Annotated in this window: 12 protein-coding genes; 4 read left to right on the top strand and 8 right to left on the bottom strand. The window is 70.5% G+C overall.

Going from position 1 to position 12,580, the window contains the following annotated elements:
• Positions 1 to 303 precede the first annotated feature (303 nt).
• A complete protein-coding gene (locus tag AB0M83_RS13855) occupies positions 304 to 1,440 on the bottom strand; it encodes an acyl-CoA dehydrogenase family protein (RefSeq protein ID WP_364516757.1) in 1,137 nt (378 codons plus the stop codon).
• A gap of 165 nt (positions 1,441 to 1,605) precedes the next feature.
• Between AB0M83_RS13855 and AB0M83_RS13850 the strand changes: the two genes are divergently transcribed.
• The 4 genes from AB0M83_RS13850 to AB0M83_RS13835 all read left to right on the top strand — a co-directional run bounded on the left by AB0M83_RS13850 (position 1,606) and on the right by AB0M83_RS13835 (position 6,094).
• Entirely contained in the window at positions 1,606 to 2,187 is a 582-nt protein-coding gene (locus AB0M83_RS13850; RefSeq protein WP_364516755.1) for a TetR/AcrR family transcriptional regulator, read from the top strand.
• Positions 2,188 to 2,228: 41 nt separating this feature from the next.
• Entirely contained in the window at positions 2,229 to 3,170 is a 942-nt protein-coding gene (locus AB0M83_RS13845; protein ID WP_364516753.1) for a carbohydrate kinase, read from the top strand.
• Positions 3,171 to 3,367: 197 nt separating this feature from the next.
• Entirely contained in the window at positions 3,368 to 4,684 is a 1,317-nt protein-coding gene (locus AB0M83_RS13840; protein WP_286001662.1) for a citrate synthase, read from the top strand.
• A gap of 63 nt (positions 4,685 to 4,747) precedes the next feature.
• Entirely contained in the window at positions 4,748 to 6,094 is a 1,347-nt protein-coding gene (locus AB0M83_RS13835) for a deoxyribodipyrimidine photo-lyase (protein ID WP_364516751.1), read from the top strand.
• Here AB0M83_RS13835 and AB0M83_RS13830 read toward each other — a convergent pair.
• From AB0M83_RS13830 to AB0M83_RS13800, 7 genes are all read right to left on the bottom strand, one after another.
• Positions 6,084 to 7,286 carry a glycosyltransferase gene (locus AB0M83_RS13830; RefSeq protein ID WP_364516749.1) on the bottom strand — a complete coding sequence of 401 codons (1,203 nt, stop codon included), beginning with the start codon at positions 7,284 to 7,286 and terminating at the stop codon, positions 6,084 to 6,086. The two genes, AB0M83_RS13835 and AB0M83_RS13830, sit on opposite strands and share 11 nt — an antisense overlap.
• A gap of 17 nt (positions 7,287 to 7,303) precedes the next feature.
• The gene (locus AB0M83_RS13825) at positions 7,304 to 8,494 is read right to left on the bottom strand and encodes an ABC transporter permease (RefSeq protein WP_364516747.1); all 1,191 of its coding nucleotides are present in this window, start codon (positions 8,492 to 8,494) and stop codon (positions 7,304 to 7,306) included.
• On the bottom strand, positions 8,491 to 9,420 hold the full coding sequence (locus tag AB0M83_RS13820) for an ATP-binding cassette domain-containing protein (RefSeq protein ID WP_364516745.1): 930 nt from the start codon (positions 9,418 to 9,420) through the stop codon (positions 8,491 to 8,493). Before AB0M83_RS13820 ends, AB0M83_RS13825 begins: the two co-directional genes overlap by 4 nt.
• Positions 9,413 to 9,961, bottom strand: a complete 549-nt coding sequence (locus AB0M83_RS13815) for a hypothetical protein (RefSeq protein WP_364516743.1) — start codon at positions 9,959 to 9,961, stop codon at positions 9,413 to 9,415. The genes AB0M83_RS13820 and AB0M83_RS13815 overlap by 8 nt, the downstream gene beginning before the upstream one ends.
• Positions 9,958 to 10,227, bottom strand: a complete 270-nt coding sequence (locus AB0M83_RS13810) for a helix-turn-helix transcriptional regulator (RefSeq protein WP_364516741.1) — start codon at positions 10,225 to 10,227, stop codon at positions 9,958 to 9,960. The genes AB0M83_RS13815 and AB0M83_RS13810 overlap by 4 nt, the downstream gene beginning before the upstream one ends.
• A gap of 171 nt (positions 10,228 to 10,398) precedes the next feature.
• A complete protein-coding gene (locus AB0M83_RS13805; RefSeq protein ID WP_364516739.1) occupies positions 10,399 to 11,940 on the bottom strand; it encodes a glycerol-3-phosphate dehydrogenase/oxidase in 1,542 nt (513 codons plus the stop codon).
• Positions 11,937 to 12,500: a helix-turn-helix domain-containing protein gene (locus AB0M83_RS13800; RefSeq protein ID WP_364516938.1), complete on the bottom strand. Its 564-nt coding sequence runs from the start codon at positions 12,498 to 12,500 to the stop codon at positions 11,937 to 11,939. Before AB0M83_RS13800 ends, AB0M83_RS13805 begins: the two co-directional genes overlap by 4 nt.
• Positions 12,501 to 12,580: the final 80 nt, after the last annotated feature.

Below are 12,580 nucleotides of genomic sequence, written 5' to 3'. Positions count from 1 at the left end.
CCGGCAATCACGCGAGATGCCCCTCTGATCACGGAAGATGCCTTCCCAATCACGGTAGGTGCCTCTCCGGGAACCCGGAACTCGCGTGATCCGGGACGTGACCCGCGTGATCTGGGCCGTAACTCGCGAGTTCCGGCCCCAATCACGTCAGATCCGGCTCCAATCACGCTGGTTCCGGTCCTGATCACACGAGATGCCGGTCGGAGCACGTGCCGGACCGGCGAACTCGGGTGCCTGGAGGGTCGGTTCGTGTACCCAGAGGGTCGGCTCGCGTGCCTGAAGGGACGACACGGCGTGCCAAGATCAAGCCTTTTTCAACTCCCGGGCGATGACCAGCCGCTGGATCTGGTTCGTGCCCTCGAAGATCTGGGGCACCTTCGCCTCCCGCATGTACCGCTCCACCGGGAAGTCCCGCGTGTACCCGGCCCCGCCGAGGACCTGCACCGCGTCCGTCGTCACCTTCATCGCCCCATCGGTCGCCACCAGCTTCGCGATCGATGCCTGACGCTGGAACGGCAACCCGCGGTCACGGCGCCGCGCCGCCTCCAGGTACATCGCGCGGGATGACTCCACCGTCGCCGCCATGTCGGCCAGGAGGAACTCGATCCCCTGGAAGTCGATGATCGACCGGCCGAACTGCTGCCGCCCCTTCGCGTACGCCACCGCTTCGTCCAGCGCCGCCTGCGCCAAGCCCACCGCGCACGCCGCGATCCCCAGGCGACCCGAGCTCAACGACGACAGTGCGATCCGGAGGCCGTCGCCCGGAGCGCCGACAAGCCGCGAAGCGGGCACCCGGGCATCGGAGAACATCATCTGGGCCGTCGGGGATCCCGTCAGGCCCATCTTGCGTTCGCGCGGCGCCGCCGTGAGGCCGTCGGTCGCGGAAGGGACCAGCAGGCAGGAGATCTCTTCCGAACCTGTGCGGACCATCGTCGTGTAGAAGTCCGCCACTCCCGCGTGCGTGATCCACGCCTTGGTGCCGTTCACGACGTAGTCCGATCCGTCGAGACGTGCGCGTGTCGACAAAGCGGCCGCATCCGAACCCGCTTGCGTCTCCGACAACGCGTACGCGCCCAGCATCCCGCCTTCGAGCATGTCCGGCAGCCACTCGTCGCGCTGCTCGTCCGTGCCCCACTGCGCCAGCGCGTAGCAGGACATCGTGTGCACCGACAGCCCGACGCCGACCGTCATCCACGCGCTCGCGATCTCCTCCAGTGCCTGCAGGTACACCTCGTACGGCACGTCACCGCCGCCCCAGCGCTCGGGGTACGGCAGCCCCAGCAGGCCGGACTTGCCCAGGAGGCGGAACTGCTCGCGCGGGAACTGCTCGGCCTCCTCGGCCGCTGCCGCGCGCGGGGCGAGCTCGTCGCGGGCGATTTCGCGGGCCAGCGCGACCAGTTCGTCGGCCTCCGATGAAGGCAGCAGGCGTTCGGCGGGCATCGTCGTCCTCCAAAACAGCGGCTTTGCGGGGGTTCCGGGTGGCGGAGCCCCCGGCCCGGGGCGAAGCCTCGGAGCAATACGGTACTGAAAACAGTACTGTGGGCTCGATTAGAGTACAGTAAGACGGGCCTGGGGTGGCCGGAAGACGTAGGAGATAGTGAAGCTGTGCCCCCCGAACCCCGCCGACGGCCGACCGCGCGCCAGCGCGCCCTGCTCGGTGACCTCGAGGCGCTTTTCCTCGCCGAAGGCTTCGCCGGCTTCACGCTCGACGACCTCGCCGGCCGTCTCCGCTGCTCGAAGTCGACGCTCTACGCCCTCGCGCCCAGCAAGGAGCAGCTCGCCTTCAAGGTCGTCACCCACTTCTTCCGGGGCGCCGGCGAGCGGATCGAGGAGCGGATCGCCGGGATCGACGACGCCCGCAAGCTCATCGGGGAGTACCTGGCCGGCGTCGCCGAGCACCTGAACCGGGCGTCGCCGTCGTTCATGCGCGACCTCGCCGAGTTCGGCCCGGCCCGCGAGGCCTACCAGGTCAACAGCCGGTTCGCCGCCCAGCGGCTCCGGCAGTTCATCGACAAGGGCGTCGCCGACGGCGTCTTCCGCGACGTCCACGCCCGGCTCGTGGCCGAGATGACCGGGCTCATCATCGAAGGCATCCAGACCGGCGTGCTCGGGCAGCGGATCGACGTCTCCGACGCCGAAGCGTTCACCGCTCTGGGTGAACTGCTCCTCGGCGGGCTCGACAAATAGCGGACAGGAATTGTCAGCCCCAACTCCATTAAACTCCCCGCGTGATCGTCGTAGGCGGAGAAGCTCTGGTCGACCTGGTTCCCGGCGACCCCCTGGATTCCACTGTGGACGGTGGGCTGCGCGCGCTGCTGCCGCGGCTCGGTGGTGGCCCGTACAACGTCGCGCTGGCGGCCGGCCGCCTCGGCGTGCCGACGGCCTTCCTCTCGCGCGTCTCCACTGACCGCTTCGGCGACGCGATGGTCGACCGGCTGCACGCTTCGGACGTCGACACGTCGCTGCTGCAACGCGGCGACGAGCCGACGACGCTCGCCGTCGTCGCGCTCGACGCGAAGGGCGCCGCGCGCTACACGTTCTACGTCGAGGGCACGGCCGACCGGCTCGTCGCGGACCCGGGACCGCTTCCGGAGCACGTGACCGCGCTCTCGCTCGGCACCCTCGGGATGGTCCTCGAGCCCGGCGCGTCGGCGTACGAGGCGATGCTGCGGCGCGAGGCCGCCCGCGGCGTCCTGACCGTCCTCGACCCCAACATCCGCGAGGCGCTCATCACCGATCCGGCCGCCTACCGCGCCCGGTTCGCGTCCTGGCTGCCGGACGTCCGGCTGCTCAAGATCTCCGACGACGACGCCGCGTGGCTCACCGAAGGGGCCGACCCGGTCGCCGCCGCGAAGACGTGGATCGAGTCCGGTGTGGACGCCGTGGTGCTCACCCGGGGCGCCGACGGCGTCGCGGTGATCACCGCCGCAGGTGAGCTGGCCCACGTGCCGTCGCGGAAGGTGACCGTGGTCGACACCATCGGCGCCGGCGACACCGTCCAGGGCGCCCTGCTGGCCTGGCTGCACACCCGGAAGGTCGCCGACCTGGCCTCTCTCGACGCCGGGGCGTGGCGCGAGGCGCTGGAATTCGCGGCGAAAGCGGCGTCCATCACCGTTTCACGCAGCGGGGCCGAGCCGCCCACGTCCGCCGATATGGCGGCCACTGTGTGAACCTGGTCCCAAAGGGGCACCCAGGAGCAACGTCACCGCTGCGCGAACACCCGTTTCTCGACTAGCGTAGAGGGGCATTCTTCATACCCCAGCGGGGCGGTGTGCAGCGAGGCGCCAGTGTTTCCTCGCGTTAACACTTGGCTACCTGTGGAACCCGCAGGCGCCGCCGGCCCGTGCCGAACGTGAGAGGGACTTGTATGTCCGACGCGACGACTGCGGGGCAGTCCGGCGGCGAAACCGCGAAGCTGACCCTGCCGAGTGGCGAGCACGAGTTCAAGATCGTCCACCCGGTCGAGGGCGCGCCCGGGATCGAACTGGGGAAGCTGCTGGCGCAGACGGGGTACATCACCTACGACCCCGGGTTCGTCAACACCGGCGCCGCGTCGTCGGCCATCGCCTACATCGACGGTGACGCCGGGATCCTCCGGTACCGCGGTTACCCGATCGAGCAGCTGGCCGAGAAGTCGACCTTCGTCGAGGTCTCGTACCTCCTGATCTACGGCGAGCTGCCGACCGAGGCCCAGCTGGCCGACTTCACCGAGAAGATCCAGCGCCACACGCTGCTGCACGAGGACCTGAAGGCGTTCTTCAGCGGCTTCCCGCGCGACGCGCACCCGATGCCGGTGCTGTCCAGCGCGGTGTCGGCGCTGTCGACCTTCTACCAGGACTCGCTCGACCCGTTCGACGAGCCGAACGTGGAGCTGTCCACCATCCGGCTGCTCGCCAAGGTCCCGACCCTGGCCGCCTACGCCTACAAGAAGTCCGTCGGCCAGCCGCTGCTGTACCCGGACAACTCGCTCGGCCTGGTCGAGAACTTCCTGCGGATGACGTTCGGCTTCCCGGCCGAGCCGTACGAGGTCGACCCGGACATCGCGAAGGCGCTCGACCTGCTGTTCATCCTGCACGCCGACCACGAGCAGAACTGCTCGACCTCGACCGTGCGCCTGGTCGGCTCGTCCGAGGCGAACCTGTTCGCGTCGATTTCGGCCGGCATCAACGCGCTGTTCGGCCCGCTGCACGGTGGCGCGAACGCCGCGGTGCTCGACATGCTCGAGGGCATCAAGAACGACGGCGGCGACGTCGCCAAGTTCGTCGAGCGGGTGAAGAACAAGGAAAAGGGCGTGAAGCTGATGGGCTTCGGGCACCGGGTCTACAAGAACTACGACCCGCGCGCGAAGATCATCAAGAACACGGCCGACGAGATCCTCGGCAAGCTCAAGGGCGGCGACCAGCTGCTCGAGATCGCCAAGAAGCTCGAAGAGACCGCGCTTTCCGACGACTACTTCATCGAGCGCAAGCTGTACCCGAACGTGGACTTCTACACCGGCCTGATCTACCGGGCGCTGGGCTTCCCGACGAAGTTCTTCACGGTGCTGTTCGCGCTCGGCCGCCTGCCGGGCTGGATCGCGCACTGGCGCGAGATGATCAACGACCCGGCCACCAAGATCGGCCGCCCGCGGCAGATCTACACCGGCCACGCCTCGCGGGACTACACCCCGATGTCCGAGCGCTAAGAGCTCACCCGGGTCAGCGCCCCGCCGTGCACCTGCACGGCGGGGCGCTTATCGTTGGGCCGCGTGACCAAAGAAGCGCCCGTCGTCCTGTGGTTCCGCCGCGACCTGCGGCTGGGCGACCACGCCGCGCTGCTCGAAGCCTCGAAGCACAGCAAGCACGTCCTCGCGCTGTACGTCCTCGACGAGGCACTGCTGAAGCCGGGCGGCGCCCCGCGGGAGGCGTTCCTCTACGGGTGCCTGGAGAAGCTGAACGAACAGCTCGGCGGACGGCTGATGCTGGTGCGCGGCGAACCGGCGGCCGAGGTCGTGCAGGCGGCGAAGAAGATCGGCGCCGCGGCGGTGCACGTCAGCACCGACACCGGTCCTTATGGCCGCCGCCGGGACGCCGAAGTCGCGAAAGCGTTGGCGGAGAACAACATCGACTGGGTCGAGACGGGCTCGCCGTACGCCGTGACGCCGGGGCGCGTCACCAAGCCGGACGGCGACCCCTACCGCGTCTTCACGCCGTTCTACCGGGCGTGGACCGCACACGGCTGGCACTCGCCCGCCGACACCGGACTGTCCCTTGTGGACTGGGTGGAACCGCCGCGCTCGCTGAAGATCCCGAAGCCGCCCCAGGTGTCCGCGACGCTGCCGGAGCCGGGCGAGCAGGCCGCGCTGGACGCGTGGCACGCGTTCCTCGACGACGGCATCGAGACCTACGACGAAGACCGCGACCGGCCGGACCGCGAAGGCACGACCCGGCTTTCGCCGTACCTGCGCTGGGGGTGCGTCCACCCGCGGACCCTGCTGGCCGACCTGGAGGGGGACGACCGGGCCGGCGCGAGGTCGCTGCGCAGCGAGTTCTGCTGGCGCGAGTTCCACGCCGACGTCCTGTGGCACCGCCCGGAAACCGCGCGCAAGAACTACGACAAGCGCTTCGACCTGATGGAGCACGACGACGACCGCGAGGCCTTCGAACGGTGGTGCGCCGGCCAGACCGGCTACCCGATCGTCGACGCCGGGATGCGGCAGCTGCTGGCCGAAGGCTGGATCCACAACCGCGTGCGGATGGTCGTCGCGAGCTTCCTGGTCAAGGACCTGCACCTGCCGTGGTGGCTCGGCGCGCGGCACTTCATGAAGCACCTCGTCGACGGCGACCTCGCGTCCAACCAGCTGAACTGGCAGTGGGTCGCCGGGTCCGGCACGGACGCGGCGCCGTACTTCCGGATCTTCAACCCGATCACGCAGGGGGAGAAGTTCGACCCGAACGGCGACTACGTCCGCAAGTACGTGCCGGAGCTGCGCAGCGTCGGCGGCAAGGCGGTCCACAAGCTGAAGGACCGCCCCGAGGGGTACCCGGAGCCCATGGTCGACCACGCCCACGAGCGCCAGGTTTCCTTGGAGCGGTACGGGAAGATCACTTCATAGCGTCGAGGACCAGGTTCGCCGCCACTTCCGCGCCGTCGGTCCGGATCGAGGCGGCGATGGCGGCCGCCCGCGGCTGAGCCGCCAGGGCCGTCTCGAGCGCGTCGGACAGCGAGGCGACGGTCGGCACCGGGCCGTCGTGCGCCGCGCCGATGCCCAGCTCGGCGACCCGGCCGGCCCAGTACGGCTGGTCGCCGCTCTGCGCGACGACCACCTGGGGCGCGCCCGAGCGAGTGGCCGTCGTCGTGGTGCCCGCGCCGCCGTGGTGGACGACGGCGGCGCACCGGCGGAACAGCGTCTGGTGGTTGACCTCACCGACAACGAAACAGTCGCCCCGGTCGTCGGCCAGGCCCAGGTCGGCCCAGCCCTGGCCGACGACGGCGCGGCGGCCCTGCGCGCGGATCACCTCGATGGCGACGCGCGCCGCGTCCTGCGAAGCGCGCATCGGCATGCTCCCGAAGCCCGCGTACACCGGTGGTTCGCCCGCGTTCAGGAACGCTTCGAGATCGGCCGGGAGCGGGCGGTCGTCCGGCACGATCCACGCACCGGTCTGCACGACGTCGAGGTCGGCGGTCTCCTGCCACGGGTCGAGGACCGGGTCCGACGCCAGCAGCGGACGGTCGCCGAGCACGTAGCCGAGGACGCCGCCGACCGGCGGCAGGCCGTGGGCCGCGCGCTGGATGTCGAGCGCCGTCTTGAACAGCGCGTCGATGTTCCGGGCTTCCAGCTCCCACAGCGCCCGGTTGCCCGTCTCCGGCGGGAGCGCCAGGCCCGCGTGCGTCAGCCGCGGCGGGTGGTGCGGCGTCGGCAGCGTGAGCTGCTGGAACGTCGCGTACAGGTACGGGATGCCCCGCAGTTCGGCGACCGACCGCGCGCCGGCCACGGCGGGCACCAGGCCCGTCGCCACCACCGCGTCGCAGCCGTCGGCGCCCGCGGCGAACTGCGCGGCGATCAGCTCGGCCGCGCGTTCGGGAAGCCCTTTCGCCGTCGGCGGCTTCGCCCCGGTCACCAGCGGCCGCACGGCTTGGCCCACCGGCACCATCTCCACGCCGACGCCCGCCAGGCGCCGGGCGAACTCTTCGTCGGGCGGTGCGCACACCCGCACCTCGACGCCGTGCTCCCGCACCTTCATCGCGAGCGCCACCAGCGGCTCGACGCCGCCACGCGAGTCGTACCCGGACAACAGAACACGCACTTCAATCGCTCCCCAGTTCAGCCACGCAGGGCTTCCGACAGTTTGATGCGGCTGCCGATGCGCAGCACGCTGTTGCCGTAGATCTTCCCGCCGAGCCAGGTCAGCAGGGCGACGAGCGCGGCCGTCAGCCCGAGCGACAGCGCGATCTCCCAGCCCGCCGCGGCGCCGGTCGCGATCCGGGCCGGCATCAGGATCGGCGAGAACAACGGGATCAGCGAGACGGCCTTCGCCGCCGTGCCGGACGGGTCCTGCAACAGCAGGTTGAACCCGGTCACGAACCCGACGATCAGCACGATGTTGAGCGGCCCGACCACCGACTGCGTGTCCTCCTGCCGCGACACCAGCGACCCCAGCGCGCCGTAGATCGTCGCGTACAACAGGAATCCGAGCAGGTACCAGAGCAGGCCCCACAGCAGCGCGCCGGTGGCGAAGCCGGACAGCGTGAACACCCCGGTCACCGACGCCGCGACCAGCCCGGCCGCGGCCAGGATCACCAGCTGCGTCAGCCCGACCAGGCCGAGCCCGATCACCTTGCCCAGCAACAGCTGCCACGGCCGCACGCTGGCGAGCAGGATCTCCACGACCCGGCTCGACTTCTCTTCGACGACGCCTTGGGCGACCATCATCCCGTAGGTGATGATGCTGATGTAGAGCAGGAACGCGACGATCAGCCCGACGACGAGCCGTTGCGTGTGGTCCGCGGGCTCCGGCGAGATCGGGTCGTCCTGCACGTGGGTGCCGTCGACCTGGGCCATCACGTCGGCCGGTTCGAGCTGCGCGGACGACAGCACGCCGTCGAGCACCTGCTGCTGCGCGACCTCGTCGAGCACCTCGCGCAGCTGGTTGTCCAAAGAGGACTCGTAGGTGGCGGTCAGTTTCGCGGCGCTGCCCGAGACGAGCGCGTCGAGGTCGCCGTCCTCGACCTTCTTCCGGCCCTCGGCCGGGTCCGTGATGGTGACCGTGGAGATCTGCCGGCCGGACTGCGCGGCTTCGACCTGCAGCTGCCGCGCGATCCCGGTCGCCTGGCCGGTGAGCCCGACCGTGCTCTTGTCCGCCGACCCCGCCAGCGACGTCTGGAAGCCCACGTATCCCAGCAGCAGCACCAGCATCACGACGGTGCCGATGACGAACGAGCGGGTGCGCAGGCGCGTGTTCAGCTCACGCTTCATCACCAGCCAGACGGCTCGGCGGCCGCTCAACGTCCTCATCGCGGTTCCCCCTTGTCCGCTGTGACATTCAAGGACACGGCGTCGCGGAACAGTTCGGTCAGCGACCGGTGCCGGCGGCTGAATTCGGTGACCGGCCCGGTGGCCAGCGCCGCGGCGAGCACGGCCTGGTCGTCCGCGCTCGGTTCGAGGTCGAGGACCGTGGTGGCGCCGTGGCTTTCCAGGACGCGCACACCGGGCAGGCCCGCGGCCCAACCTCCGGGCGCGCCCGGCGCGGTGACGACGAGCTTGCTGCTCGCGCCGGCGGTCAGCTCGCTGACGGTGCCGACGGCGACCATCCGGCCGCCGCGGATGATCCCGACGCGGTCGCACAGCCGCTCGACGAGGTCGAGCTGGTGGCTGGAGAAGACGACCGGGACACCGGCCGCGGCCTTCTCGCGCAGCACGCCGCTCATGACGTCGACCGCCAGGGGGTCGAGGCCGGAGAACGGCTCGTCGAGCACGAGCACGGCCGGGTCGTGCACCAGCGCGGCGGCCAGCTGGACGCGCTGCTGGTTGCCGAGGCTCAGTTTCTGCACCTCGTCCTTGCGGCGCTCGGTGAGGCCGAGCCGGTTGATCCAGTTCTCGGCGTTGCGGTGGGCCTCGTTCGCGCTGAGGCCGTGCAGCTCGGCGAGGTAGATCAGCTGCTCGAGGACCTTCATCTTCGGGTAGAGCCCGCGTTCCTCGGGCATGTAGCCGATGTGGGTGCGTGCTTCGTGCGTGATCTTCTCGCCGCGGAACCGGACCTCGCCGGCGTCGGCGGCTAGCACCCCCAGCGCGATCCGCATGGTCGTGGTCTTGCCGGCGCCGTTGCTGCCGACGAAGCCGAACAGCTCCCCGGCGCGGACGTCGAACGTGACGCCGTCCAGCGCGACCTTCGTGCCGTAGCGCTTGGAGATCCCGTCGATCTCCAACGTCCCCTCAGTCATTCCGCAGCCCCTCTTCGAAGTCCTCCGGGTCGTCGTCCGGCAGCGACCAGCCCAGCACGACGGTCGGGATGGTCGTGCCGGTGACCAGGAGCGCGGACAGCATCAGCGCGCCGCGGAAGCCGCCGTCCTCGGTGTGCGAGATGACCACGAGGTAGACGAGCGCGGCGACCATCAGGTAGCTGAGCGCCTGGTAGCCGATGTAGGTGACCCGGTGGCGCCACTCGCGTTCGCGTTCGTCGAGCAGCCGCGAGAAGCCCCCGCACATCCGGCCGGTGAGGATCCGCAGCAGGAAGAACGCGGCCCCGCCGGCGACGATGCCGATGCCCCACAGTCCGAAGAAGAGCCCGTCGCCGATCTTGGTGTACCCGGCGGCGGCGCCGACGAGCACGAGATCGGCGGCGCTCAGCACTGCGGTCAGCGCGCGCCGGTGCTTCCGGTCGCGCCAGCCGGGCAGCCGGCGCGACTTGTGCTCTTCCCAGTCGTCCAGCTTGTCGAGCTGGTGTTCCCAGTAGGCCGCGAGCCGGCCCGGTTGCTCGGTCATGCTCCCCCCTCGCGGTAGACCTGAGTGGACAGTGGCGCGAACGGCGCGCGGCTGAACACCGCTTCGACGGGAAGGTCGAAGACCGCGCAGATCCGGAAGGCCAGGTCCAGGCTCGGATAGTGATCGCCCCGTTCGAGAGCGCCGATGGTTTGAGGGTTGACCTCGACGGCACTCGCGAGCGCGGCCCTGCTCAGCCCGCGCTCGGCTCGGAGCACGGGGAGCCGGTTGTAGATCGGCAGCTCTTTGCCGCGTCTGACCGGACTCATGAGGAGTACTGTTGCAAAAACCCAACGAGTCGTCAAGTTAAGTGAACATCAAGCCCAGTTTCCGCCTCGTTCCCAGCGCCCCAATGTGGCCTTCGGTGCGTTGAACGCACCGAAGGCCACCTTGGGTGCGTTCAACGCAACCAAGGCCACATTGGGGCGCTGGGGGGAAGCTCAGGTGAGGCCGGCGAGCGACTTGTCGACAAGCTCCGCGACCCGCGCCCGAGCGGCTTCCGCGTCGGAAGGGATGAGCGCCAACCGGGTCCGGCGCTCCAGCACGTCCGCCACGTCCAAAGCGCCCTCGTTCCGGACCGCCCACACGACCTCGGCCGCCGTGATGGCCGAGCCCGGGGCCACCGGGGCCGCGAACTCCGCGTCCAGCTCGCCCAACGCCGCCACCCGCGGGGCCTCGGTTCCGTAGCGGGCCACCAACCGGGGAGCCGCGTCCACAAGGGACAGATGCGGCCGCGAAGCCGCCCCCAGCAAGGGCAATCGCGTGGTCCGGCACGGTGAAGCACTGAGACCGGCCAGTCGGACCGCTGAGTCGACGGCGTCCTCCGCCATCCGGCGATACGTCGTCAGCTTCCCGCCGACCACCGTCAGCAGCCCGTCCGGACCCGCCAGTACCGCGTGCTTGCGCGACAGGTCCGCCGAGCGCCCGCCCGTCCCCTCGATCAGCGGGCGCAGGCCCGCGTACGAACCGGCCACGTCGGAACGGGCCAGCGGACGAGCCAGCACCGTTGAAGCCAACGACAGCAGGAAGTCCACATCGGACTCGGGAACCACCGGCACGTCCGGGATCGGGCCCGAGACGGGCTCGTCCGTCAGTCCCAAGTAGACGCGGCCGTCCGGTTGGGGGAGCAGGAACACGAACCGGTTGGTCTCGCCCGGCACCCCGATGTTCACCGACGTCGTGCCCATCGGCACCGTCCCCGGCGCGAGCACCAGGTGCGAACCCAGCGACGGCCGCAACCGCACCGAGCCGGTCAACGTCCCGGCCCACACGCCCGTCGCGTTGATCACCTGCCGCGCGTGGATCTCCAGTGTGTCGCCCGAAACGCCGTCGACCGCGGTGACCCGGTCCGCGGAAACCGAGGAAGCCGAAAGCCGCGTCAGGATCCGGGCGCCGAACGACGCCGCCGTCCGCGCCAGGGAAACCACCAGGCGCGCGTCGTCGACCAAGGCGCCGTCGTAGGCCAGCAAAGCGCCGCGTAGGCCGATCGGGGAAAGCCCGGGGGCCAGCGCCAAGGCTTCCGCGACCGGGATCGAGCGCGGCCGCGGCAGGACCGACGACGGCGTCCGCGCCGCCCGGCGGAGGGCGTCGCCGGCCCGCAAGCCCGCCGCCACCAGTGCCTGCTGCGCGCGCGATGTGCTGGGGTACAACGGGAACAGCTGCGGCATCGCCCGCGTGAGGTGCGGGGCCGTGCGCGTCATCAGGATGCCGCGCTCGACCGCGCTCTCGTGCGCCAGGCCGAGCTCGCCGTGCGCCAGGTACCGCAGGCCGCCGTGCACGAGCTTCGACGACCAGCGGGACGTCCCGAACGCCAGGTCGTGCGCCTCGACGAGCGCCACCGACAACCCGCGAGAAGCCGCGTCCAAGGCGATGCCCGTGCCGGTGACGCCGCCGCCGACCACGACGATGTCGACGCGCTCGCCCGCCGCCAGCTCCGCGAGCTCGCGTTCGCGGCGCCGCGCGTTGAGCGAGCCGGACTTCACGGCTTCAGTGCCGCGTCGAGCACGTGCGTGAACTCCGCCAGCAGCGCCGCCTCGCCGACGTCCGCCGTGGCCGGCCGCAGCGAGAACGCGAACGACTGGACCACCAGCAGCACCGACCGGGACTGCGCCGCTACGGGCGCCCGCCGGATCGACCCGTCCTGGTGGCCGGCCTCCAGCAGCTGGTGCAACGCCGCTTCGGCGAACTTCTGCGTCGCGCCCAGCCGCTCCACGATGTACGGCAGAACCAGCTCGGGGTCGACGTCGAGCAGTGTGCGGAACAGCGGGTCGGCCGCCAGCGCGCGGACGCCGGCCGACGCGATCAGCACGAGCCGCTCGCGGCTGTTCGCGGCCTCGGCGCCGCGTTCGCTCGCCGTGCGCAGCAGCCCGCTGAACTCGCGGGTCATCAACGCGGCGAGCACGCTGCGGACGTCGGGGAAGCGGCGGTAGACCGTCATCCGGCTGACGCGGGCGGTGCGGGCGATTTCGGCGAGTGTGGTGCGGCGCACACCGACGGCCAGCACGCACGAGCGCGCGGCGTCGAGCAGCACGTCATCGGCCACGCGCGTCGCCGTCTGACGGTTGCGGGTGTCCGCGAGCGCGGAAGATCCCGCCGTCTCCATAGTGTGACGTTTCACGTCCA

Source organism: Amycolatopsis sp. NPDC051106 (genome assembly GCF_040682775.1).
Classification (GTDB): Bacteria; Actinomycetota; Actinomycetes; order Mycobacteriales; family Pseudonocardiaceae; genus Amycolatopsis.
Note: the sequence above shows the minus strand (reverse complement) of the source record. Positions and strands in the feature narration are given on the sequence as shown.